Raw genomic sequence first — 24,931 nt, forward strand, 5'->3', positions numbered from 1 at the left:
CGGGCGCGCCGATGGCTATGGCCGGCGATCGGCTGGCTACGCCCTCATTTGGGCAGACCCTGTCCTCGGGGTGGCGCGGACCTGCGCGATGACCGACCAGTCGCCCACTTCTGTCGCGACGGCCAGCGCATTGGATGCCTATGTCCGGGATCCGGCGATCATGGAAGAGGTCGAACGGCTGCTCTCCGGTCGTACCCGCAACATCCGGCTCAAGGGGGCGGTGGCCGAGGCGTTCTGGGATCGAACCTGGCGACAGGCCTCCACGATTGTCCGATCATGGATGGTCTGGGTCATGATGCTCGATGCCCTGACCCTGGTGCTGAACCTGATTCTGTTGCCCGAGACGTCCGGCGCCGCGCTGCTGCTGCCTGCGGCGATCGTCCTGTCTGCCGCCGTTGCTGCCTTCCTGGTCTGGCGCAAGCGACGATCAACTCGCGTGCTGCACGGGTCGCTGACCGTAGCGATGCTCTTCATGCTGTTCGGTATCGGATTGATGGGCGTTGCGGCGGGGGGCGAGCTCTACGAGCGCTTCCTCAACGTCATGGTTTTCACGGCGATCACCGGGATCATTATCTTCGCGGTGCCCATGCGTCATACAGTGGCGCTCGCCGCCATTGTTCTGAGTCTCTACCTTCTGCTGCAGCTGCAGAATCCGCTTGTGGAAGCGCGAAGCGCGCTGTCGGGCTTCTTCTTCTATTTCTGTGGCGTGAGCGCCACCGTCGTAGCGCGGCGGACCGCCACCATACTGGCGCAGAAATCCTTCCTGCTCGAACTGCGCGATCGGCGCCATGTGGCCGAACTGGCGGAGGCGAACCATCGGCTCGACGAATTGTCCAAGCTCGATCCGCTGACCGGCGTCGCCAACCGGCGCTGGATGCGCGAACTGGTCGGCAAGCTCTGGCTCGAGGCCTCCACGGTGGCGGTCCTGATGTGCGACATCGATGATTTCAAGGCGTTAAACGACCATCGCGGGCATGCCGAAGGCGACCGCTGCCTCCGCGAAGTGGCCGACATCATCCGGCATCACCTGCGATCCACGCGGGATTGCGTCGCCCGCTACGGCGGCGAGGAATTCATGATCCTGCTCTGCAATGTGACGGATGCCGAAGCACTCACGGTCGCTGAGCAGATCCGCAGCTCCATAGCGGCGGCCGCCTTCTCCAGCCCCGGTTCACGGGTGGCGCCGTTCGTCACCGTGAGCATCGGCGTTGCCGCGGGCACCACCGGCTCTGGCGAACACACGCCCGAGCATCTGCAGCGACAGGCTGATCAGGCTCTCTATGCGGCCAAGCGGGCAGGGCGAAATCGGGTGATGGCGTTCAACCCCACCACCCAGCCACCTCCCGAAGCGCTGTCGAGATTTGCGGTCTAGCTGCCCCGACAGCCGGCGTCTTCACGCTGTTGCATCGCATGATCGCGAACTTTGCCACGGTATCATATCCTTCGCTCGGTTCCGGTTCACGTTCGATGAGCGCCCGCGCTCGCTGGACTCGCATTTGCTAATACTTGATAATAGTCCTGATTGTGCATTAGCAAATGTTGGTTCGAGACGGATTCGATATGCCCAGGTCAGCCGAAACAATTGAGCCGCTCGTTGCTCGCGGAAAGCGGAATGGTCGGCGGCGCGTGACTATGACCGATGTGGCGCGCGAGGCGGGGTGTTCACAGGCGACCGTGTCGTTTGTCCTGAATCATGCGCCTGGGATCAAGCTTTCCGCCGAGACCAAGCAGCGGGTTTTTGAAGCGGCGCGACGGCTGGGCTATGCGGTGCCGGCCTTGCCGGTGCCGGCATCGAGGGGTCGAAGGATCGGGTTTATCGCCGACCAGCTGGCGACTAGTCCTGAGGCCATGGTGGCGATCGAGGGGCTGACGCAGGCGGCGCGGGCTGGCGGCGATGTCGTGCTGGTGGCGCAAACGCACAATGATGTCGAGCTCGAGGCCGAGCTGATCCGGACCTTTGTCGAGCAGCGCGTTGCGGCGCTGGTCTATATGACCATATTCACCCGCGAGGTCGTGCTCCCGGAGGCGCTGATCGGACTGGAAATGCCGGTCTACCTGCTTAATTGCTATACGACCAGCCAAGCCTATCCCGCTGTGGTACCGAGTGAAATCGCCGGGGGGCAACGCAGCACACGACACCTGATCGAAAGCGGACATCGGCGCATTGCCACCATTACCGGCGAAATCTGGATGGAGGCGGCTCAGGACCGGCTCAAGGGCTATCGCAGGGCGCTGGCTACGGCCGATATCCCGTTCGATCCCGCGCTGGTGGTGGAAGGCGACTGGTCAGCCAGTGCCGGTTATGACGCCACGCGGCAATTACTGGCGCTGCCGGAGCCGCCAACGGCCATTTTCTGCCAGAATGATCGCACCGCTATCGGCTGCTATGAGGCGCTCAAAGAGGGCGGTTACCACATCCCCCGCGACATGGCCGTGGTGGGTTATGACGACGAAGAAATTTCCCGACATCTACATCCCCGGCTGACGACCTCGCTTCTGCCACATCGGGCTATGGGGCAGTGGATCGTCGAGCAGCTTGGGGAGTCGGTGCCGGGGCAGGGGCGCTACCCCCTGGTAAAGCTGGAATGCCCGCTGATTGAGCGAGATTCGGTAGCGGCGCCAAAGGTTTAAGTCTTCACCGGCGCAATTGAGTTGCGCTCGATAAGCTCACACTCGATCTTGACCTTTTGCAGGCGTTCGTCGTGGTCGGCGTCTTCATAGCTGTCGAGCAATTCGGCAACAGCCCAGCGGGCCATTTCGTCGTGTGGCAGGACGATGGTGGTGAGCGGCGGATCCATGTTGGCGGCCAGGTCTTCATTGTCGAAACCGACGATGGAAATGTCGTGGGGAACAGACAGGCCGAGCATGCGGGCTGCTTCGTAGCAGCCGATGGCCATACGGTCGTTGAAGCAGAAGATTGCTGTCGGCGGGTTGGGCCGCGACATCAAGGCGATGGCTGTTTCGCGACCGCCGCGAATGGTCCATCCGGCCTGTTTGACGAGGTCTTCGTCGACCGGGACATTCCACTTGGCCATGGCCTGGCGGAAGCCCTTTTCGCGGTCGACGGCGGCCTCAACGAAGATCTCGCCGGTCATGTGAGCGATGCGACGATGGCCCGCCCGGAGCAGGGCCTGGGTGGCGGTGTAGCCGCCGACAATGTCCCCAGGGACCACCGAGGGGAAGCGGAGCTTCCGCTCGTAGCAGTTGAGCAGAACCAACGGGAGTTCAGAAAAGGCATCCGGAACAGTCACTTGGCGGGTGATGAGCGTTGTGTAGATGACGCCGATAGTCTTTTGCGAGACGAGCAGATCGATGGCTGCCTGTTCCAGAGCCGGGTCGGACTGGGTGCAGAACATTGCGACGGTAACGTCCTGCAGGGCAGCCTCGTCGCGCGCGCCTTCGATGAACTGCGCCGCGAAGGGCGTGGTGGAGACTTCATCGAGGAAGAGGCCGACGACGCGTTTGCGGCCTTCGGGCACCGGATGAGCCTTGCCGCGGCGGTATGACAGCTGTTCCGCAGCTTCCAGCACCCGCCGGCGCGTGGCCTTGGACACGCGGGCGTTAGGCACCCCGTTGAGAACTAGGGAAACCGTGGCCTGAGAGACGCCGGCCAGTTCCGCCACGTCCACCATTGTCGCGCGCTTTTCCAAGCTATTTCCTCGACTCGCAGATGTCTCGATCCAATGCCGCACTTGGCTCCCAAGTGTTTAGCAGACAGTCAGCCCCAAGCGCCACGCATAAGCCCCTTGCCAAGTCCGCCTGCACCGACCTATGATAAAAATATAACTAATATTGGTGAGGAGCTGAGGGATGGAGCGGGCGAGCCTTGTGCAGGTTGCCGACAACGATTCGGGTGTGCGTCGTCGCCTTTCGCTGGATGGCGTCTGGCAGTTCCGCCACGAAGACGGGCCCTGGCGCGAGGCGCATGTACCTGGTCCCTGGCAGGCCCAATTCTCCGATCTGGTCGATACGAGCGGCCGTGCCGTCTACAAGCGCAGCTTCGCGCTGCCTGAAGGGTGGGGCACCCAGGAGCTGGCGCTGCAGTTCGGCGCCGTTAGCTATTTCTGCGAAGTGCTGCTCAACGGGCAGGCGATCGGCAGCCATGAGGGCGCCTTCCTGCCCTTCGAAATCGTGCTGCCGGCCTCGGCGCTGAAGTCGAGCAACGAACTCGAAGTGCGCGTGACCATGCCTTCGGCCGATCAGCGCGCCTATCCCGACTATCCGTTCGGCGAAGTGCCGCATGGCAAGATCAGCTGGTACGGCCGCATTGGCGGGCTGTGGCAGTCGGTGGCACTCGAAGCGCGGGATCCGGCGCATGTCGAAAGCCTCGTGATCACCGCTGGTACCGATGGCGTTGCTCACGTTGAGCTTGGCACTTCTGCCGCCGCAAACGGCAAGCCGGTGCAGTTGTCGGTGCTCGATGCTGGCGGAAATGTGGTAGCGGAAGCGGGCGTCACGGCCGGGGCATCTGCAGCCGCGAGCCTAAGGGTCGCCAACGCACGGCTCTGGTCGACGGATGAGCCGAGCCTCTATTCGCTCGTGGTCAACCTGGGCACCGACAAGCGCATCGAGACATTCGGCTTCCGCACCATCGAGGCCAGGGGCGGACAAATCCTGCTCAACGGCAAGCCTATCTATATACGTGGTGCGCTCGACCAGGACTATTACCCGGATGGCATCTACACGCCGCCGTCGCTGGAGTTCCTGGAAGACCAGGCGCGCAAGGCCAAGCATCTTGGGCTGAACCTGCTGCGCTGCCACATCAAGGTGCCCGACCCGCGCTATTACGAAGTTGCCGACCGCCTGGGCCTCTTGGTCTGGACCGAAGTGCCCAATGTCGCCAACTTCACCAGCGCCTCGGCTCGGCGCATGCGCGAGACGATGGAAGGCATTCTCAAGCGTGACCGCAACCATCCCTCGATCATCGCCTGGACGCTGATCAACGAGGATTGGGGCACGCGTCTGATGGAGAATGCCGAGCACCGGCAGTGGCTCAAGGACAGCTACGACTGGCTCAAGGCCGAAGACAAGACGCGTCTCGTGGTCGACAACTCGGCCTGTTTCCCCAACTTCCATATGAAGACGGACCTCAACGACTATCACTACTATCGCTCGGTGCCCGAGCGGCGACAGGAATGGGATGACATCACAGCCCAGTTCGCCGGTGGCGCCGACTGGACCTTTTCGCCACTCGGCGATGCCGAGCGAACCGGCGATGAGCCGCTGGTCGTGTCCGAATTTGGCGTCTGGGGCCTGCCGGACCCGAAGCTCCTGCGCGAAGAGGACGGGAGCGAGCCGGACTGGTTCGAGACCGGTTCGCTGTGGGGCGACGGCGTTGCCCTGCCGCACGGCATCGAGGAGCGCTTCGCCTCGCTCGACCTGCACCGCACCTTCAGCTCGTTCGATGGCTTCATCGAAAACGTGCAGTGGTACCAGTTCATGAACCTCCGCTACCAGATCGAGGAGATGCGTCGCTATTCCTCGATCATGGGCTATGTGATCACCGAACTGACCGACGTCCATTGGGAAGCCAATGGCCTCATGGACATCGAACGCAATCCACGCGTGTTCCACGACGTCTTTGCCCAGATCAATACCGACACGGTGATCGTGCCACGGCCCGAGCGCTACTCGGCCTATGCTGGCGAGACGCTGGCGGTCGAAGTGACGATCGCCACCGGCGGCAAGGCACTGCCTGACGGCGCGACCCTGCGCTGGTCGGGGGACGCTTCCGGTTCGGTGGTCCTTGCCGCGACCGGCCCTGTCTCGACTACCAGCCCGCAGGCGCTCAAGATCGACCTCCCGGCCGCCGGCGAGAGCCGCATGGCACGTCTTGATTTTACGCTCGAGGCTGGCGGCGATGTCGTGGCGCGCAATAGCTGCGACATCGCCCTCTATTCCAGGCGCGACACCTCGGCCCTGCCGACCATCGCCGCCGCCGATGCGGCCCTTGCCACCTATGCGAGGGGCCTGGGCTATAGCGTGGTCTCGGCCGAGCAGGCCGATATCGTGCTCTGCCATGCCGTCGACGGGGCCGACGTGGAAGTCATGAAGGCCGGGGGCCGCTTCCTCATCCTGGCCGACGGGACGGTGGAGACAAACAAGAACCTGCGCACCGACATGCCGGACGGCGAGCTGCCGCACCGCAGCATCGTGGCCGATGGCAAGAAGTTCCGCCCCAGTCTCGACCAGCATCTGCCCGGTATCAGCCTGGTCGAACGCGATGGCACCATCTGGCGCGGTGACTGGATCGCCGGCTTTTCATGGATTCGCCGCGATGGTCCGTTTGCCAATATTCCGGGTGGACCGATCTTCGATCTCAGCTTCTCAGGCGTGGTGCCGCATCATCTGCTGACCGGTTTCCGGCCCTGGGAGTTCGGCAGCAATGTCCATGCCGGCATCGTCGTGGGCTGGGTTCACAAACCGGCGGCGATCATCGGCGAGAAGCGCGTGGGCCGGGGTGGGGTCGTGGCGACGACATTCCGACTGATGCGCGAAGCGCCGGGCGCCGATCCAGTGGCGGCGGCTCTGTTCGACGCACTGGTGATGGCGACTGTGGAATTGCCGGTGGACCGCTAGGAACCGAGCGGAGTGCTCCCCTTCTCCCCAAGGGCGAGAGTGGATGACGATGTGGACCAGAAGACAGCAAAGCTGCGCTGGCCAAAACGAGGAGGAAGTCATGGCCGATATCGTGCTGTCCGACGTCAGCAAGTCCTATGGGCAGGTGCAGGTGCTCGATAGCGTCTCCATGCACATCAAGTCCGGCGAGTTCATCGTCTTCCTGGGTCCATCGGGCTGCGGCAAGTCCACCTTGCTGCGGATGATCGCGGGTCTCGAAGAGGTCAATGGGGGGCAGATCCATATCGGGGACACCAGGGTCGACCAGTTGCCGCCCAATCAGCGCGGCGTGGCCATGGTGTTCCAGAATTACGCGCTCTATCCGCATATGACGGTGCGGGAGAACATGAGCTTCGGCCTGCAGAATGTCGGCACCGACAAAGCCGAGATCGCGCGTCGGGTCGATGATGCGGCACGCATGCTCGAGATCGGCGCGTTGCTGGAACGCCGACCAAGCCAGCTGTCGGGTGGCCAGCGCCAGCGCGTCGCCATCGGACGTGCCATCGTGCGCGAACCCAAGGCCTTTTTGCTGGACGAGCCGCTGAGCAATCTCGACGCAAGCCTGCGCGTTCGTACCCGCGTCGAACTGGCGCAACTGCACCAGCGTATCGGTACGACGATGGTCTTCGTGACGCATGACCAGACCGAGGCCATGACCCTGGCGACCCGCATTGTGGTGATGAACAACCGCAGGATCGAGCAGATTGGGACGCCGATGGAAGTCTATTCACGTCCGGCCTCCCGCTTCGTGGCTGCGTTCGTCGGCTCGCCGGCGATGAACTTCCTGCCTGTCAGTTCGATTGCCGAGAGCGACGGGCAGGCCGTGGTCAATGCTGGCGGCGTTTCCATCGCCACCGAGATTCCGATTGCGAACCTGCCTTCGGGCAATGGGCTCACCCTGGGCGTGCGCCCTGACGCGCTCAAGGTCACCGCGGGTGGTTCCATCTCGGGAGTTGTCGAAATCATGGAGCGTTTGGGCGACCGGACGCTGGTGCATGTGCGGCTGCCCGACGGGTCCCTTGTCGTCGCCGAGGATGGTGGCAAGAGCGCGCTGGAGCCGGGCGCAACGGTGTCGCTCGCTGCCGCGCGCAGCGAGATGCACATCTTCGACGCGGAGGGCATCGCCTACCACTCGAGCTGACGAAATCCAGTTTCGGCCGTGCGGACTACAAGCTCAATGCGACGCACCAGCCGATTGACGAGCATAGAGCAGCAACCTTTTTGGGAGGAAAGAATGACGAAATCTCTACGTCGCCTTGCTTTGGCTTCGACCGCGTTTTTCGCGCTCGCGACCGGCGCCATGGCGCAGCAGACCGTGGTGTGGTGGGACTTCCTGGCGGGCGGCGATGGCGTACGCATGAAGGCGCTGATCGAGGCATTCAATACCGAGCATGCCGGCGAAATCACCATCGAGAATACGACGCTGGAGTGGGGTACCCCTTTCTACACCAAGCTGCAGACTTCCGCGGCCATTGGAGAAGGCCCCGATATCGCGACCTATCACCTGTCGCGCATCCCGCTGGCCGTCGATAGCGGCACGCTGAGCGAGATCACCGACGAGGATATGTCGGGCGCGGGCATCTCCGATGCCGACTTTACCGCTGCCGCATCCGAAGCCGGCAAGGTCGACGGGACCCGCTATGCCGTGCCGTTCGACCAGCATGGCTTGATCCTCTACTACAACAAGGACATGCTCGCCGAAGCCGGTCTGATCGACGACGACGGCCTGCCGACTGGCCTCGACGGCCTTGAGAACTTCAATGCCGTGCTGGCCCAGTTCACCGGTGACGGCAAGTATGGCCTCTCGACCCCCACCGGCGACCGCTACCGCACCATCTACAGCCTGTTCGGTCAGCAGGGCGGCACCATGTTCGACGAAGCGGCTGGCGGCTTCTTCCCGACCGATGCCGATGTTGCCAAGCTCACCAGCGCCATAGATGTCGTCAAGGGCTGGGTCGATAGCGGCTACACGCCTGTGCAGGTCGAAAGCCCGGCAGCCCTGGCGTTGTTCACCTCGCAACAGTCGCCGTTCTTCATCATGGGCAACTGGGAAATCCCGACCTTTGTGGATCTCCACGCCAAAGGCGAGCTGTTCGAATGGGGAGCGGTCGAACTGCCGACGCTATTCGAAACCAAAGCAGCCTGGTCTGACTCGCACGCCTTCGTCGTCCCGGCAAATGCCGGCAAGGAGGCCGATGCTGACAAGCGCGCTGCGGTGATGAAGGTCATCGCATGGATGGACCAGCATTCGCTGGACTGGGCCGGTGCGGGCCATATCCCGGCTTACAACGCCGTGCGTGACAGCGCCGAATTCCAGGCACTGAAGCCGCAGTCGGACTATGCCGGCTTTGCCGATACGGCCGTGTTCGATCCGCGCACCATCCTGGCCGGTCCTGCCGCCCCGCTGGGCGATGCCTGGAGCAACTACGTCAATCCAGCCACCACCGGTGAAATCGCCCCCGCCGACGCTGCCGTGCAGATGCGCGACGACCTCAACGGTCAGCTCTAGCGGACTAACGGCCGGTGCCCCTCGGGGCGCCGGCCACTTTTTGACGCGATACGAGGAGGTATGGCGATGCTCCGGGACAGACGGCAAGAATGGCTGACGGCGCTGGTTCTGGTTGGGCCCTTCGTGCTCATCTATGGTGGCCTGTTTGTCTGGCCGACCATCCAGATGGTGATGCTGAGCTTCACCAAGGCGCCGCTGATCGGGTCGGGTGACTGGGTCGGCATCGACAATTACGTCAAGATCCTCAGTCACAAGCTGTTTCATTCCGCGTTCTGGAACACGGCCTATTTCGTGCTCCTGACGGTCATTCCCAATACGCTGGTCTCGCTGCTCATCGCCATGGCGGTGAACCGGCACAACGGCTGGGTGCAGGGCTTCGTTCTGGCCTGCTTCTTCCTGCCCTATATCCTGCCGGTGTCGGTAGTGTTCCTGGCCTGGAACTGGATCATCGACGTGCAGTATGGGCTGGCGCAGGTGTTCGTTCGGCCGTTCAACGGCGGCGAGCCAATGTCGCTGACACGCACCATTCCTGCCTTCATGCCGACAGTGGCCTTCGTCACCGTCTGGTGGACGATGGGCTTCAATATCCTGTTGTTCATTGCCGGTCTGCGCAACGTTTCGCCCGAGATTTACGAAGCGGCGCAGCTCGACAGCGCCGGCCGCTGGCGGCAGTTCACACGCATCACCTGGCCGCTGATCTGGCCGGTGACGGCCCTGGTGCTGACCATTCAGCTCATCGCCCAGCTCAAGATATTCGACCAGGTCTACCTGTTCTCGATCGGGGGGCGTCAGGACGCGACCATCACGCTGGTGCAGTATGTCTACAAGCTCGCCTTTCAGCAGAACAAGGGCGGAGAGGCGGCCACGGCCTCGGTGCTGCTGTTCGGCATGATCGTGATCCTGTCGGTGCTGCAATACCAGGTGCTGCGCGTACGAGGTGACAAATGACCGCCGAAGCTCTTCCCCGCAGCCAGGCCGTGACAACCGGCAGCCGTCGTGATCGGCCGCTCGATCTCATTGGCATCGTGCTGACCGCACTCACTTTGCTGGTCGCCCTGGCCTCGTTCTTCCCGATCTACTGGGCCATTATCACCTCGGTGAAGCCGGACGGCGAGGTGATCTCGGGCAGCAACTCGCTGTGGCCCGGACGGTTCGTGTTCGACAGCTATATCCACATCTGGAACAACACCAATATCGCGACCTGGTACATCAATTCGTTCGTCACCTCCATTGTCATAACGGCGCTGGTGATCGTGAGTTCGGCCGGCTGCGCCTATGCGTTGAGCCAGCTCGATTTCCCCGGACGGCGGATCATCTATGTGCTGATCCTGGCATGCTTCATGGTGCCGATGCAGGCCCTGATCGTGAACCATTTCGTGCTGATGGCGCAGTTCAAGCTGCTCAATACATGGGCGGGCATCATCCTGCCGCAACTGATCGTGCCGGTGGTCATCATCGTCTACAAGCAGTTCTTCGACAGCGTGCCCAAGGAGTTCCGTGAAGCGGCGCAGATGGATTCTGCCGGCCACTTCAAGATACTGTTCCGCATCTACCTGCCCATGAACTGGGGCGTAACGGCCGCGCTAGCGATCATCACCTTCATCGGCGCATGGAACAGCTTCCTGTGGCCGTTCCTGGCGGCCACCGGGGAGGCGACCATGACGGTTCCGGTGGGTATTACCCAGGTCAAGGACGCCTATGGCATCGTCTATGGCAAGCTCATGGCCTCGGCGGTCGTGGCGGGCCTGCCAGTCGCCATCGTCTATCTCATCTTCCAGCGGCGCGTGACCCAGGCAATCATGCTGTCGGCCGGGGTCAAGGGTTGATGCGGCCCGCTGGAGCGGCCACCTAAGCTTCGGCCGGTCCCGCCAAGTTGGCATCGGCCAACTTGGCTTCGATGATGGCCCGCGCTGCGATGGGGTCGGGTGGCAGGACGGCGTTTCGGAGCGCTCTGGAATAGGCATGGGTAGGGCTGCCCAGCACGGTTTTTGCGTCCCCGCTTTCCACTACTTCGCCCCGATACATGATGATCACCCGATCCGAAATGTAGAAGGCAGTCGAAAGGTCGTGGGTGATATAGATGATCGACACCCCCAGGTTGTCACGCAGATCGCGAAACAGGTTGACGATGGACATGCGCAGCGACGCATCGACCATAGAAACCGGCTCGTCGGCCACAATCAGCTTGGGCCCTGGAATGAGCGCGCGGGCCACAGCGATACGTTGCAGTTGCCCACCGGACAATTCATGGGAATAGCGGCCTCGAACCTCGGTGAGCGATAGGCCCACATGCTGGAGCGATCGGTCTGCTGCCGCTTCGACCTCGGCGCGGCTCTTCAGTCCAAGAAACCGCCGCGCCGTGGAAAACAGGTAATAATCCAGCGTGGTCAGCGGGTTGAACGCCTCAAACGGGTTCTGAAAAATCGGCTGGGCCCGGGCCATGAATTTCAGCCGATCGGCGCGGCTGCGGATGGCCGCGATATCCTGCCCCATGAAGCGCAGGGTGCCGCTGGTGGGTGTTTCATTGCCAAGGATCATGCGGGCGGTGGTGGTCTTGCCAGATCCGGATTCCCCCACGATGGTAAAGATCTCGGGCTTGTCGGACTCAAGCTTGAAGCTGACATCCTTGACGGCATGCAGGGTCGACCGATCGAGAAAGCCCCCGATCGAATAGTCCTTGTTCACGCCGTTGAGTTCAAGAAGCGGAGTCATGCGGCCTCCACCTCCCCGGCGCGCCAGCAGGCCACACGGCCCGTGCCGCGGGTTTCGAGCGGCGGGTTCTCGGTCTTGCAGATGTCGATGGCGAGAGGGCAGCGAGGATGAAACCGGCACCCGCTCGGCGGCTCGGAAAGATTGGGCGGCTTGCCAGGCAGCGCCTTGCGTTTGCGCAGGTCGCCGATGCGAGGCAGGCTGGCGATGAGATGGGCAGTATAGGGGTGCTGCGGCTGCTGGAAAACATCGAGCGTGGGCCCTTCTTCCACCAGTCGCCCGGCATAGACGATGCCGATGCGGTCGGCGATGGCCGCATGCACGGTCATGTCGTGCGTCACGAAAATGATCGACGAGCCCATGCGGCGTTGCACGTCCTTGATCAGTGCCAGCACATCCTGCTGCACCAGCACGTCGAGCGCGGTGGTCGGCTCATCCGCGATGATGAATTCGGGTTCGCAGACGGTCGCGAGGGCGATGGTCAGGCGCTGTCGCATGCCGCCGGAGAGCTGATGTGGATAGGACTCGAGTACGCGCGGATCGAGGCCGATGCGCTCCAGATGGCTGACAAGTCGTTGGCGGAAATCGCCTTCCCCCAGGCTCATATGCTTGTAGGCAAAGTCGTGGAAGGCATGCTTGACCTTGCGGACGGGGTTCAGCACGTTCATTGAGCCTTGCATGATATAGCTCAGGTGCTGCCAGCGTGCTGCCTTCATGCGGGCGGGGTCGGCGTAGACGTCCAGTGTCTTGCCACCGAAATCGAACTTGACCGACCCCTCCACCACGCGCAGCGGCGGCCTGATGGCGCCGGCAATGGTCTTGATCAGGGATGACTTGCCCGACGAGGATTCCCCGGCAATGCCGTAGATCTCGCCGCGACGAATGGTCATCGTCACATCGTCGACCGCGCGCACTTCACGCTGAACACCGAAATAGTTCATCTGGTAATAGGCCTTGAGGCCTTTGACCTCGAGGATCGGCCGCGTCCTGGTTTCGGACGGTGTTGCAAGGGCGTCGAGCATGTTCAAGCTCCCATCCGGCTGAGGCGGCTGCGCGGGTCGATATATTCGTTGACCGAGATGGCAAGCAGGAAGAGCCCAAGGAACAGCAGCACGATGGCGCCTATGGGGAAAGCGATCCACCACCAGATACCCGCAATGATGGCCTGGTGCTGATTGGCCCAGTAGATCATGCCGCCGATGGTGGGGCGGTTGATATCCGAGAAGCCAAGCACCGAAAGGGTGACCTCGAGGCCGATGGCCCAGATGAGGTTGTTCATGGCGGTGAAGAAGATGACCGGCATCACATAGGGCAGGTGCTGGCGCACCAGGATCTGTGGCACGCTCATGCCGGCAAAGACGGCATGACGGGTGAATTCGCGGTTACGCAGGCTGAGCGTGACCGAGCGGATGAGGCGGGCATCGTAGTTCCAGCCGAGCAGGGCTGCGGTCAGCGCCAGGATGGGCCAGCTCATGCTGTCGCGCATGACGAAATAGACCAGCAGCAGGATCGGGATATTGGGCAGGGCGATCATGGTGTCGTTGATCGTCATCATGGCCTGGTCCCAACGACCGCCCAGATAGCCGGAAACCATGCCCACGGCGACGGCCAGGATCCGGCTGATGATGGTCACGGTGAGGCCGAACAGCATGGTGTTCCAGATGGCCGAACTCATTTGCCACAACACATCCTGCCCGCGCGAGGTGGTGCCAAACCAGTATTCGGTCGAGGGCGGCATATCGGGCGGTAGCAGATAGATGGCGGTGTCCGGTAGCGGCGCCCAGAAATGGGCCAAAGCGAAGAGGAATATTCCCGCTGTCAGCACGAAGCCGATGGCAAATTCCCGGTTATAGCGCAGCAGGTCGATCAGGACTTTGAACATGGTCAGCCAAGCCTCACGCGCGGATCGATGAGCGGGTAGAGCAGATCGATGATGAATACGGCCACGGCGACGGCGATGATCGACATGGTGGTGACGCCCAGCACCAGAGAGTAGTCGCCGCGATAGATGCCCTGGATCAGCAGACGCCCGACGCCGGGATAGTTGAACAGAAACTCGGTGATCACAGCGCCGCCGAAGACGTTGCCGAGGCTGAGGGCAAGGCCGGTGAGCTGCGGCAGCAGCGCGTTGCGTGCCACATATTGCGAGAAGATCTTGCCCGAGGAGACGCCCCCCAGCTCGGCATAGACCACATGGTCATCGGTAACGATGTTGGAGACCAGTGAACGCATGGAGATGAACCAGCTGCCGATACCCACCAGCACCAAGGTCAGCGCTGGCAATGTGCCATGCAGGATGAGTGAATAGATGTAGTCGATGGTGAAACCGGGCTGCAGGTTCATCTGCGCGCCGCCCGAAATAGGCAGGACCGGCCAGATGAAGCCAAGCAGCAGCAGCAAGACCAGACCGATGATGTAGGCCGGCACTGGATGAAGAGCCATGACGGCGGCTCCCGAGAGGCGCAGCAACAGGTTGGAGCGATAATAGCCTGCGAGCGCGCCGAGCAGGTTGCCGAGCGACCAGGAGATGGCCAGCGCCAGCGTCAGCAGGCCGATGGTCCAGGGCAGGGCGCTCATGATGAGCGACATGACCGGCGTGGGGAAGGCCGAAAGAGAGGGGCCGAAATCGCCGCGGATGACGCGACCCCAGAAGGACAAGTATTGGTCGAGGACTGTCCCCTGCAGGCCGTAGAGCTCTGCCAGTGCTTCGCGCATCAACTCCACGGCGCGCGGATCGGTGGCGCCGAAATTGGTCATCAATGCAACCGACTGCTCCACCGGATCCACCGGAGAGAGATTGGTGATGAGAAAGGCCAGAGACACGCCCAGGAAAATCACGAGGAAGAACTGGAAGAGCCGCTGGACGAGATATTTGGCGAAGCCGTTCATCTTCAATCCACTCTCGAATACGGTAATGCGGCAAGGGGCGGAGCCAGGCGGTTCCGCCCCTTGTGTGGATTATTGTGCGGCGGGCGCGTTCGGATTGGCCTCAAGCTGCACCACCATGTAGCGCAGGTTGGACCAGAACGGACCGGAGGCGGAGTAGGGGTCGGCGGCGCTCGGATAACCTGTCCAGTAGGTGGTGTCGAACGGCGCGAACTTGTTGTAGGCCATCAGCGGAATGAAGGGCATCTCCTCCACGGCCAGCTTGAGGTAGTCCATGCCGAGCTGGGCGACTTCCGGCGCGTCGAAGCTCACCGTGCGGTTGGCTTCGATGATGGCGTCGAGCCGTTCGTCCTGCCAGCGGGTCAAGTTGCGCGGCGGCTGGATCTCGCCGGCCGGCTTGATGAAGCTGGAGTGATAGCTCTCAAGGAAGAAGCTGAGGTCGGGATGGCCGCCCCAGGTCTCGACGGTCCAGTAGATGGCGACATCGAAATCACCGCCACCCAGGCGCTGGCCATTGGTGGGGCCAGCGACGTCGACCGTGGTCTGGATGCCTTCCATCGACCACTGCTGGGCGATGATGGTGCCGGCTCGGGCGAGTGTCGGAATGGCGTCGCCTTCAACCATCAGCTTGATGGTGAACGGTGTGCCATCGGGCTTAAGCCACTGATTGCCATTCTTGGTGAAGCCGGCCTTCTGCAGCAGTTCAGCCGCTGCTGTAGCGTCCGTTTTCCACCAGCCATGACCGAACATGGCCTTGAGCTGGTCGGGGTCGGCCGGGATCTGATCGCCCCACTGGGGTTTGACCAACGCGGCGATCTGCTCGGAGACGGTGGGATCGTAGGGCTTGATGGTCCTTGTGCCGGTGTTCAGCTCAAAGCTCGTGAGCCAATCCTGCATGGGGACATAGTAGTCGGTGACGGCGGTGCCGGTTGGTGGGGTCGACAGAGCGGCCAGATTGGCTGCGCCGCGATAGGAGCCCATGGCAACCGCACGGATATCGATCAGCATGGCCAGAGCCCAGCGTACGTCCTTGTTCTCGAACGGTTCGCGCTGATGGTTGAACAGCACCGACGGCAGCGTCGGATCGGGATGGGCGAAGGGGAAGCCGGGGAACCATGTCGCCGTGGTGTCGGCGGCATCGCGGGCGATGGTAAACATGCCTTCGGGTGCGATGTCGTTGATCACATCAAGATTGTGGTTCAGCTGCTCGATGACGCGGGCGTCCGGGTTGCCCGCATTGCGATAGACCACGTACTTGACCTGGGGCTCGGCATCGAGCTCCATGCCGATGGAGGTGCGCTGCCAGTCATCGCGCAGCTTCCAGATCACCCAGTTTCCGGCGGTGTCATAGCTGTGCAGTACATAGGCCGATAGCGAGACCGGCGGATTGGCATTGTAGGTCAGCGGGTCGTCGACCGTCTCGAACACATGCTTGGGCATGATCCAGGCGGCGTTCCAGCGCACGGTGAAGAGCGTGTGGAAGCGGGAATTGGGCGCTTTCAGGTTGAACACGACCGTGTTGCGGTCGGGTGCTTCAACGCTGTCGACGTTGACGGTGAACGGGGCGCTCCAACCCATGCCGGGATGCTCGATCTGGGTCTGGACGGTATAGACCACGTCATCGGCAGTGAATTCAACGCCGTCGCTCCAGAAGATGCCTTCCTTGAGCGTGACGGTCATCTGCGTGAAGTCGTCGTTGTAGACAGGTCGGTCGCTGGCCAGCGCGTTGGTCCAGGCGGCGTCGCCCGTGCCTTCGGGGTTGATGAACCAGAACGTGTCGGCCGTCAGCTGCTGCAGGCCATTATTGCTGGCGCCGCCGCCGGGTGCCCACAGGTTGAACCATTCGGCATTCTGAGCTGCCGGGCCCTGGATGATCAGGGCTTCGTTGCGGGGGATGCCCGCGATAAATTCCTGCGCAGCAACCGGCACCACCAGCGCGGCGATGGCCATGGCGGCTGCGGCGAGCTTCTTCAATTGCATGGTCGTTCCTCCTGATGCCCGCAAAAGCGGGCGGCGATCGACAGGGCAATATCCCGCCCACGAATCGTCGCTCCCTCGTCGAGGCTTGGCCCAGCGCTAATCCTCCCGCAGGCCAACCCGACGTCTTTATCGACAATTTTTTATCCAAGGGCAACAGGATTATCGACAAAGATAGATCAGATTGGCAACTTAACCCCAGAATTTGGCGGAAGATGAGCCCTGGGTGCTTAGTATTATTGACAAAAGTGCGGCTGCGGATAGGTTGCTATCGACGATCCGGGCCCGTGCGCCCATCTGCTTCCAACAATCGAAGGGTGGAGAAACCACATGACCGAGAGCTATGAGGTCCATATTGCTGTGGACGCGGGCGCCAGCCGCGGCGCCTACAGGCCGCTGTGGAACTGGTTCGGCTATGATGAGCCCAACTACACTGACACGGCCAATGGCAGGAAGCTGCTGAAGGAGCTGACCGAACTCAGCCCTGAGCCACCGCGCATCCGTACGCACAACCTCTTGACGTCAGGTGATGGCAAATATGCGCTGAAGTGGGGCTCGACCAATGCCTATACCGAGGATGCAGAAGGTAACCCGGTCTATGACTGGACGGTGATGGACGGCATCTTCGATGCCTATGTCGAGGCGGGCAATATCCCGCTGATCCAGGTGGGTTTCACCCCCGAGGCCCTATCGAGCGATCCCGGTCCCTACCGGCACAATTGGTCCCTGGAAGATCGTTACGTCACCATCATGACCGGCTGGGCGTCGCCGCCGAACGATCTCAAGAAATGGGCTGACCTGATCCATGCCTGGGCCCGGCATCTTGCGGATCGCTATGGCGAGGAAAACGTCCTGTCATGGCCGTGGGAGGTGTGGAACGAGCCAGACGGGCACTACTGGAAAGGGACGGTGCCTGAATTCTGCGCCATGTATGACGTGACGGCAAAGGCCATCAAGGCAGCGCTACCCGGCGCGCGCGTCGGTGGCCCCCATACCTGTGGGGCCTTCAACAATCCCAAGGCTCAGGCTTTCCTGCGCGAATTCCTGCAGCATGTGGTCGACAACAATTCGCCGATCGACTTCATCGCCTTTCACGCCAAAGGCAATCCGGTGATCTGGAAGGATCACGTCCGGATGGGTTTGCACAAGCAGCTCCGGGACATCGAGGCGAATCTCGCCATCGTCAACGAATTCCCGACCTTGCGGCACCTGCCCACGGTTATCGGTGAGTCCGATCCCGAAGGCTGCGCGGCCTGCTCGGCGCGGGTGCACCCGCAGAACGGCTATCGCAACGGGCCGCTCTATGGCGCCTATGTGGTCGAAAGCATGATCCGCACCTACGAGCTGTCGCAGCGGGCAGGGATCGAGATCGAGGGTGCGGTGACATGGGCGTTCCTGTTCGAGGAACAGCCCTGGTTCGACGGCTTCCGCGATCTGGCCACCAATGGCGTGGACAAGGCCGTGCTGAACGGCTTCCGCATGCTGGGCAAGCTGAAGGGCGAGTGGGTCACAACCACGAGCGACCATGCGGTGGATATTGATACGATAATGGAGCACGGGGTTCGCGATCAGCCCGACGTCAATGCCGTGGCAACCCGCGATGCTGACGGAATCAGTGTCCTGGTGTGGAACTATCACGACGATGACGTGGAAGACGGAGCGGCCAATGTCAGCATTGCGCTCAGCAACCTGCGGCCAGGCAAACACAAGCTGACGCATTATCGAATGGACAAGGACCATTCCAATGCCTTTGGCGTCTGGAAGGCGATGGGATCGCCACAGGAGGTCAGTGGCGAGAATTTCAAGAAGCTCGAAGCGGCTGGCCAGTTGGCGACGCTCGAAACCATCAGCGTGGACGCCACCGATGGCTCCGCCACGCTCTCCACGCACCTGCCGCGGCAGGGCGTGTCACTGCTCCGCATCGACTATTGATGCGAAACCTGGCCGCGCTCCTGCTCCCTTTGGAGCGCGGTCAGCTCCCCACCAGGCCGAGGTAGCGGTGCTTGGACGGTTGGAGATGATCGACGCAGAGCTGCGACAACAGCCAATTGTCGCGGCCCGAGAGCATGTCGATCATCAGCTTGTGCTGGCTGTGCGAAATGTCCAGCGATGCGCGATCGGACATCGAATTGGCGCGCACCGGCAGACTGTAGCGCATGTAGAGCTCGATGGTCTGGACCAGGTATTTGTTGCCCGAAGCGCCAAAGAGGGTCAGGTGGAACCTGTCATTGGTTTCGTGGACGCCGCGCAGATATCCGCTCTCGATATGGGCGCCGTGCTCCTCATGGATGGCTAGCAGCTGGTCGATCAGGGGTTGCTGGGCCGGCAGCGGAATCATCAAGGCGGCCTGGCGTTGCACCAGCTCGCGCACGTCATAAATCTGGCGAACTTCATCGGGGGTCAGCGAGCGGACCATGGCGCCCTTGTTGCGCTCGCGGATGATGACTCCCATCTGCTCGAGCTGCACAAGCGCCTGCCGCACGAAATGGCGTGTGACCGGAAAGCGGCCGAGCAGGGAATCCTCAGTGAGGCGCGCACCCGGCGCCAGCCGCCCGAAGATGATATCCTCCTCGAGCGCTCGCACGATCTTGACGTCGTCGAGCTCGGTATCCTTGATCTGGTCATACATGGCAGTCGGTCTCGGCCCGTCCCTGATTGTCTGCTCTAGCATCAAACGAGTGCGGGTTGAAATCCGCTGATCCGGTAAGCGGCTTCAACCAGGCGAAGCGTTTCTAGATTGTCGGTCGCGGCAGTTTCGAACGGGGCGCCTGTAGCCAGGCGCTGCACGAAATGGGCGATCGCTCCATTATAGGCTGCCTGATAGCTGCTGGCGGGATCGAAAGCGATCTCGCGGGGTTGCGGCCCGAGCAAGCGCAACGTTGCGCCGTCGAGATGAATGGTGCCCCTGGCGCCCCAGATCCAGAGCTGGTCCGCGGGGGTCGGCGGCGCGCCGTGTACTGCCAGATTGCCCGAAACCTGCAAAGGCACGCCATCGGAACGGCGCGCCAGGCCCAGGATGGCGCTGTCCTCGCCAATGATATCGGCGTTGCTTCGGGCGAGAACCGCGCTACCGAGGTCGAGCTCGCCAAAGAGGAAGCGCAGCGTATCAAGGTGATGGATCAAGACCTCCATGACCAGCAGCCGCGGTTCGTGGCGGAAGAATGGTTGACGCACCAGGGCAGGGCGCTGGCCATCGGCGCCGGTAATCATGCCGCTCGAATGAAAATCGAGTCGAATGGCGGTTATCTCACCGACGAGGCCTGCCTCGAGCCAGGCCTTGAGCTCCCGGTAGTACGGACGAAAGCGCCAGTTCTCGTGGACCATGAAGGGGACGGCAATCTCGTCCACCAGCGCCTCGGCCTCAGTCAGATCGACGCCCAGCGGCTTCTGGCACAAAAGTGGCAGACCCCGCGCCGCGCCTGCGCGGACATGGGCGGCGTGGAACTGCCGGGGCGAGGCGATGTCGAGCGCATCCAGTTGGGCATGGTCGAGCATATCGTGGAGGGTGGCGAAGCGCTGCGGGATGGCAAAGGCATCGGCGCGTTGCGACAGGGCTGCAGGCTCGGGGTCACAAATGGCGACCACCTCGACTCCCGGCACCAGGCGCCATGCAGGCAGATGATACTGCGTAACCCAACCTGCTCCAACCATTCCGATCCGCACGTCCACCTCACGCCACTTTGTCAATAATGAAACGGCTTGCTGCAGACGGTTCTGTCACAGGATGAGCGAGCCATTTGGCTGATTTTAACCGTAGATGCGCACCTGAAACAATGGGTCTCCTGTGAAGAGGTAGGATAAATTATTGACAATAACGATTGTGACTGTAGGAATGGCCGGACTGAGCCGCAGGGTAGACGGCGGGAGGATTTCGTGACGCGCGGGCTTCGCAGACGTTTGACAAGCTACGGCGACCAGGACTTCTCGCTGTTCCTGCGCAAGGCTTTCATCAAGGCCATGGGCTACTCCGACGACGCCCTGGATCGGCCGATCGTGGGCATTACCAATACCTATTCGGATTACAATCCGTGTCACGGCAATGTGCCGCAACTGATCGAGGCCGCCAAGCGCGGTGTGATGCTGGCGGGCGGCATGCCCATGGTGTTTCCCACCATGTCGATCCACGAGAGCTTTGCCTCGCCTACCTCCATGTATCTGCGCAACCTCATGGCAATGGAAACCGAGGAAATGGTGCGCGCCCAGCCCATGGATGCGGTGATCTTGATCGGGGGCTGCGACAAGACGCTTCCCGCCCAGGTGATGGCAGCGGCGAGCAGCGAAGTCCCTGCGATCGTCCTGCCGACCGGGCCGATGGATACCGGCAATCATCGCGGCGAGCGGCTCGGCGCCTGTACCGATTGCCGGCGCCTGTGGGCGCAGTTCCGGGCGGACCAGATCGATGAGGCCGAAGTCGCCGAGATCAATGGCAAGCTGGCCAGTTCGGTGGGCACCTGCACGGTGATGGGGACAGCGTCGACCATGGCGGCCCTGATGGAGGCGATGGGCCTTGCCCTGCCCATGGCGGGCTCGGCGCCCGCCACCTCCGCAGAGCGGATGCGGCTCGCCGAGGAGACGGGCCGGGCGGCTGTCGCCATGACCCGGGACGGCCTGACCACGGCCCAGGTGCTGTCGCCCGCGGCGATGCGCAATGGGCTGATCACGCTGCAGGCGCTGGGCGGCTCAACCAATGCAGTGGTGCATCTGGCGGCGATCTATGGCCGCCTTGGCCGCAAGCTCGATATGGCCGAATTCGATGCAATTGGCCGGCAGGTCCCGGTGCTGGTCGATCTCAAGCCGACCGGCCAGGGTTATATGGGGGAATTTCATGCTGCGGGTGGGGTGCCACGCCTGCTCTCGGAACTCACCGACCTGCTCGATCTGAGTGCGCCGCGCGCTTTTGGCGGCACAATAGGGGATAGTGTTGCGGCCTTGGCGCCACGCCATGAGGAGCAGATCATCCGCCCGCGCGCCAACCCCATTTCTACGTCCGGCGCCATCGCCGTACTGTCCGGCAATCTCGCTCCACGCGGTGCCGTCATCAAGCATGCTGCTGCCGATCCGGCGCTTCAGCGTCATGTGGGCCGCGCCGTGGTGTTCGATTCGGTGGAGGACATGACCGAGCGCCTCGATGATCAGAGCCTTGAGATCGTGGCCGAGGATATCCTGGTGCTGCGCAATGCCGGGCCCAAGGGTGCGCCTGGCATGCCCGAGGCTGGCTATATTCCCATTCCCCGCCACTTGGCGCGGCAGGGCGTCAAGGACATGGTGCGCATTTCCGATGCTCGCATGAGCGGTACGGCATTTGGAACGATCGTTCTGCATATTTCCCCTGAAGCAGCCGATGGCGGGCCGCTGGCCGTGGTCCGTACCGGCGATCGGATACAACTCGATGTGCCCAACCGCCGTCTGGACCTCCTGGTAGACGCAGCGGAGCTTTCTTTGCGCATGCAGTCCATCCCGGCCGCGCGTCCAGAACCCGAGCGCGGCTATGCCCAGCTCTATGACCGCCATGTTACCCAGGCGGATGACGGGGTCGATTTCGATTTTCTGATGGGCGCGCGGCATGAGTGAGCTTGAGGCGGCGGCGCTCTGCCTGCCCCCAAGGCCGTTGCGCAATGGCGGCGACCTGCGCCTGCCGCCCGGCACATGCGACTGCCATTTCCACGTCTTTGCGCCCGGTGCACCCCTGACCAATCCACGCAGCTACACGCCGCGGATGGAAACACTGGCGGGATGGCTCGCCCTGGCGGACAGTTTTGGCATTGCCAAGGGGGTCTTGGTTCAGCCCAGCGTCTACGGGCTCGACAATACCGTTCTGCTGGATGCGCTCGCTTACGCGCCCGATCGCCTCCGAGGGATCGTTGTCATCCCTCCGGAAACGCCAGTGAGCGAGATTGCGCGACTGGATGACCTGGGCGTACGCGGGGTGCGGATCAACCTGCGCAACAAGGGCGGTGTGGGGATCGACGCACTGGCTGAACTGGCGCCGCGCATAAGGACCTTCGGCTGGCATGTGCAGTTCCAGGTTGGGCCCGATGCGATCGGCGCGGTTGCCCGGTTGTGCGACCAATACGAGATCGACGGGGTCATCGACCACTTGGCCTTCGTGACGCTGGATGCGCCAGAGACCGCACTCGAGGACCTGCAACGCGGGCTCGATAGCGGCCGGGTTTTCACCAAGATTTCAGCGCCTTATCGGCTCAAGGACAATTCCAGCAACGATGGCTATCGCAGTGTTGTCCAGAAGCTCGCGCAAGATCATGCAAACAGGCTCGTCTGGGGCAGCGACTGGCCCCATACCGAACTCTTTGACGCCATGCCCGAGGACGATGATCTGGTGGCGCTGAGCCTTGCCGCGGTGCCGGCGCAAAGCCACGACCTCGTTTTCACTCAGACAGCCAAGCACTTGTATTGGTCGCACTAACCACTGCTTGAACGGAGATGCCACATGTCCCTCCTCACCGAAGATGCCAAGGGCGTCTATATTATTGCCGTCACCCCCTTTACCGACGCGGGCGAGGTTGATTGGGCGAGCGTTGACCGCATGGTCGACTTCTATGAGGAGAAGGGCGTTTCCGGACTGACGATACTGGGCCAGTTGGGCGAGGCGCCCAAGCTCACCTCCGAGGAATCCCGGGCGATCGCCAAGCGGGTGATCGACCGGGTTGCCGGGCGCTTGCCCATCGTGGTGGGCGTCTCGGCACCCGGCCTGGCGCCAATGCGCGAGTTAGCCGACTCCGTGATGGACATGGGCGCTGCAGGCGTGATGGTGGCGCCGCCCTGGACCACCAAGACCGACGACCAGGCCTATAGTTTCTACGCCTCGGTCGGTGATGCCCTGGGCAAGACGCCGTGGGTGCTGCAGGACTATCCGCTGACCACCAATGTCACCATTGCGCCCAAGGTCATCGACCGGATCGTACGCGACGTGCCGACCTGCGTCATGCTCAAGCACGAGGACTGGCCGGGGCTTGGCAAGATCACGGCACTGCGCGCCTCGAGCGACAAGGGCGAGACGCGGCGCATCTCTATCCTCTGCGGCAATGGCGGGCTGTTCCTGCCCGAGGAAATGGGCCGCGGCGCCGATGGTGCCATGACTGGCTTCTGCTATCCCGAGATGATGGTCGGCGTAGTGGAGAATTACCGCAAGGGCGATGTCGAGCGCGCCCATGACATTTTCGATGCCTATCTGCCGCTGGCTCGTTACGAGCAGCAGCAGGGGCTGGGCCTGGCGGCGCGCAAATATGTGCTGGCAAAGCGCGGCGTCATCGCGTCGGCCGCTCTGCGCAAGCCCGGCGCAACCCTGAGCAAGCTCGACATTGCCGATGTGGAGCGTCTCCTGGCCCGGCAGGCCAGGCGCCTGGCGGAGATCGGCGCATGAAGCTCGGTCTTGAGAACAAGCGTGCCGTCGTGCTCGGCGCCAGCAAGGGGCTGGGCGCGCGCATCGCAATCGCGCTGGCCAATGAGGGTTGCCAGGTGATCGGCGCCGCGCGTTCGGTCGATGCCATTGCCGCCTTGGCCGGCCAACTCGATGCTGGCGCGACGGGCAGCATTGCGGCGCATTTGCTCGACCTGGCCGATCCACAATCAGTGACGGCGTTCGTTGACGCCATCCTTGCCGACGGCGGAGCAGATATCATTATCAACAATTCGGGCGGACCGCCGCCGGGCGAAGCCGGCGCGGTAGCGGCGGCCGAGTTCTCAAGGCAGTTCGATATCCTCGTCACCCCCCTCATCGCGATTACCCAGGCTCTTCTGCCCGGCATGCGCCAGCGCAAGTGGGGCCGGATCATCACACTGACCTCGTCGGGCGTCGAAGCCCCGATCCCGCGCCTCGCCATCTCCAATGCGCTGCGCCAGTCGCTGTTGGGGTGGAGCAAGACCCTGGCCAGCGAGGTCGCGGCAGACAATATCACCGCCAATATCGTGGTGCAGGGCCGCATCCATACCGACCGGGTCGACGAACTCGACCAAGCGGCTGCCAAGCGGCTGGGAAAAACTGTGGACGTGGTGCGTGCCGACTCGATCGCTACCATTCCCGCAGGTCGCTACGGCCGGCCGGACGAGCTGGCCGCTGTAGTCACGTTTCTGGCCAGCGGGCTGGCGTCCTATGTGACCGGCAGTATCGTGCGTGTCGATGGCGGCATGATCCGCTCCACTTGAAACCCGGCGTCACCGCGCCAGTACATTGTGAAGGATCTTTTCAGCGGTGCGCATGCTGTTGTAAACGGG

At 62.4% G+C, this 24,931-nt stretch carries 20 protein-coding genes; 12 read left to right on the plus strand and 8 right to left on the minus strand.

Going from position 1 to position 24,931, the window contains the following annotated elements; all coding sequences use genetic code 11:
• Positions 1 to 88 precede the first annotated feature (88 nt).
• Positions 89 to 1,372 (plus strand): GGDEF domain-containing protein, encoded by a 1,284-nt coding sequence (locus ACLI1C_RS08100; RefSeq protein WP_411396360.1) that lies wholly within the window; start codon positions 89 to 91, stop codon positions 1,370 to 1,372.
• A 260-nt stretch (positions 1,373 to 1,632) separates the two neighbouring features.
• Positions 1,633 to 2,631, plus strand: a complete 999-nt coding sequence (locus tag ACLI1C_RS08105; protein ID WP_411396361.1) for a LacI family DNA-binding transcriptional regulator — start codon at positions 1,633 to 1,635, stop codon at positions 2,629 to 2,631.
• Here ACLI1C_RS08105 and ACLI1C_RS08110 read toward each other — a convergent pair.
• Entirely contained in the window at positions 2,628 to 3,650 is a 1,023-nt protein-coding gene (locus ACLI1C_RS08110) for a LacI family DNA-binding transcriptional regulator (RefSeq protein WP_411396362.1), read from the minus strand. The genes ACLI1C_RS08105 and ACLI1C_RS08110 overlap by 4 nt on opposite strands.
• A 160-nt stretch (positions 3,651 to 3,810) precedes the next feature.
• On the opposite strand from ACLI1C_RS08110, the gene ACLI1C_RS08115 reads away from it, so the two are divergent.
• The 5 genes from ACLI1C_RS08115 (at position 3,811) to ACLI1C_RS08135 (ending at position 10,953) form a co-directional block, all read left to right on the plus strand.
• Entirely contained in the window at positions 3,811 to 6,579 is a 2,769-nt protein-coding gene (locus ACLI1C_RS08115; RefSeq protein WP_411396363.1) for a glycoside hydrolase family 2 protein, read from the plus strand.
• 100 nt (positions 6,580 to 6,679) lie between these two features.
• Positions 6,680 to 7,759, plus strand: coding sequence for an ABC transporter ATP-binding protein (locus tag ACLI1C_RS08120; protein WP_411396364.1), 1,080 nt, complete (start codon positions 6,680 to 6,682; stop codon positions 7,757 to 7,759).
• A gap of 93 nt (positions 7,760 to 7,852) precedes the next feature.
• On the plus strand, positions 7,853 to 9,127 hold the full coding sequence (locus ACLI1C_RS08125) for an ABC transporter substrate-binding protein (RefSeq protein ID WP_411396365.1): 1,275 nt from the start codon (positions 7,853 to 7,855) through the stop codon (positions 9,125 to 9,127).
• Positions 9,128 to 9,193: 66 nt separating this feature from the next.
• Positions 9,194 to 10,075 carry a carbohydrate ABC transporter permease gene (locus ACLI1C_RS08130; RefSeq protein ID WP_411396366.1) on the plus strand — a complete coding sequence of 294 codons (882 nt, stop codon included), beginning with the start codon at positions 9,194 to 9,196 and terminating at the stop codon, positions 10,073 to 10,075.
• On the plus strand, positions 10,072 to 10,953 hold the full coding sequence (locus ACLI1C_RS08135; protein WP_411396367.1) for a carbohydrate ABC transporter permease: 882 nt from the start codon (positions 10,072 to 10,074) through the stop codon (positions 10,951 to 10,953). The genes ACLI1C_RS08130 and ACLI1C_RS08135 overlap by 4 nt, the downstream gene beginning before the upstream one ends.
• A 22-nt stretch (positions 10,954 to 10,975) precedes the next feature.
• On the opposite strand, the gene ACLI1C_RS08140 is transcribed toward ACLI1C_RS08135, so the two are convergent.
• From ACLI1C_RS08140 to ACLI1C_RS08160, 5 genes are all read right to left on the minus strand, one after another.
• On the minus strand, positions 10,976 to 11,839 hold the full coding sequence (locus ACLI1C_RS08140) for an ABC transporter ATP-binding protein (RefSeq protein WP_411396368.1): 864 nt from the start codon (positions 11,837 to 11,839) through the stop codon (positions 10,976 to 10,978).
• Positions 11,836 to 12,858, minus strand: a complete 1,023-nt coding sequence (locus tag ACLI1C_RS08145) for an ABC transporter ATP-binding protein (protein ID WP_411396369.1) — start codon at positions 12,856 to 12,858, stop codon at positions 11,836 to 11,838. The genes ACLI1C_RS08140 and ACLI1C_RS08145 overlap by 4 nt, the downstream gene beginning before the upstream one ends.
• 2 nt (positions 12,859 to 12,860) lie before the next feature.
• Complete coding sequence (locus ACLI1C_RS08150) at positions 12,861 to 13,718, minus strand: ABC transporter permease (RefSeq protein ID WP_411396370.1); 858 nt, start codon at positions 13,716 to 13,718, stop codon at positions 12,861 to 12,863.
• Positions 13,719 to 13,720: 2 nt separating this feature from the next.
• Entirely contained in the window at positions 13,721 to 14,725 is a 1,005-nt protein-coding gene (locus tag ACLI1C_RS08155; protein ID WP_411396371.1) for an ABC transporter permease, read from the minus strand.
• 69 nt (positions 14,726 to 14,794) lie between these two features.
• Positions 14,795 to 16,702 carry an ABC transporter substrate-binding protein gene (locus ACLI1C_RS08160; protein WP_411396372.1) on the minus strand — a complete coding sequence of 636 codons (1,908 nt, stop codon included), beginning with the start codon at positions 16,700 to 16,702 and terminating at the stop codon, positions 14,795 to 14,797.
• Positions 16,703 to 17,029: 327 nt separating this feature from the next.
• Between ACLI1C_RS08160 and ACLI1C_RS08165 the strand changes: the two genes are divergently transcribed.
• Positions 17,030 to 18,631 (plus strand): GH39 family glycosyl hydrolase, encoded by a 1,602-nt coding sequence (locus tag ACLI1C_RS08165; protein ID WP_411396373.1) that lies wholly within the window; start codon positions 17,030 to 17,032, stop codon positions 18,629 to 18,631.
• Positions 18,632 to 18,671: 40 nt separating this feature from the next.
• On the opposite strand, the gene ACLI1C_RS08170 is transcribed toward ACLI1C_RS08165, so the two are convergent.
• Both ACLI1C_RS08170 and ACLI1C_RS08175 read right to left on the minus strand, forming a co-directional pair.
• Complete coding sequence (locus ACLI1C_RS08170) at positions 18,672 to 19,328, minus strand: GntR family transcriptional regulator (RefSeq protein WP_411396374.1); 657 nt, start codon at positions 19,326 to 19,328, stop codon at positions 18,672 to 18,674.
• 41 nt (positions 19,329 to 19,369) lie between these two features.
• Entirely contained in the window at positions 19,370 to 20,350 is a 981-nt protein-coding gene (locus ACLI1C_RS08175; RefSeq protein WP_411398273.1) for a Gfo/Idh/MocA family protein, read from the minus strand.
• 222 nt (positions 20,351 to 20,572) lie between these two features.
• Here ACLI1C_RS08175 and ACLI1C_RS08180 point away from each other — a divergent pair, with 222 nt between their 5' ends.
• From ACLI1C_RS08180 to ACLI1C_RS08195, 4 genes are read left to right on the plus strand one after another with little or no spacing between them, the layout of a single operon-like run.
• Positions 20,573 to 22,270: an IlvD/Edd family dehydratase gene (locus tag ACLI1C_RS08180; protein ID WP_411396375.1), complete on the plus strand. Its 1,698-nt coding sequence runs from the start codon at positions 20,573 to 20,575 to the stop codon at positions 22,268 to 22,270.
• A complete protein-coding gene (locus tag ACLI1C_RS08185) occupies positions 22,263 to 23,123 on the plus strand; it encodes an amidohydrolase family protein (RefSeq protein ID WP_411396376.1) in 861 nt (286 codons plus the stop codon). Before ACLI1C_RS08180 ends, ACLI1C_RS08185 begins: the two co-directional genes overlap by 8 nt.
• Before the next feature lie 24 nt (positions 23,124 to 23,147).
• Positions 23,148 to 24,080, plus strand: coding sequence for a dihydrodipicolinate synthase family protein (locus ACLI1C_RS08190; RefSeq protein ID WP_411396377.1), 933 nt, complete (start codon positions 23,148 to 23,150; stop codon positions 24,078 to 24,080).
• The gene (locus ACLI1C_RS08195; RefSeq protein ID WP_411396378.1) at positions 24,077 to 24,862 is read left to right on the plus strand and encodes an SDR family oxidoreductase; all 786 of its coding nucleotides are present in this window, start codon (positions 24,077 to 24,079) and stop codon (positions 24,860 to 24,862) included. Before ACLI1C_RS08190 ends, ACLI1C_RS08195 begins: the two co-directional genes overlap by 4 nt.
• Positions 24,863 to 24,931 lie beyond the last annotated feature (69 nt).

The sequence above is a fragment of the Devosia sp. XGJD_8 genome, from assembly GCF_046614475.1.
Classification (GTDB): Bacteria; Pseudomonadota; Alphaproteobacteria; order Rhizobiales; family Devosiaceae; genus Devosia.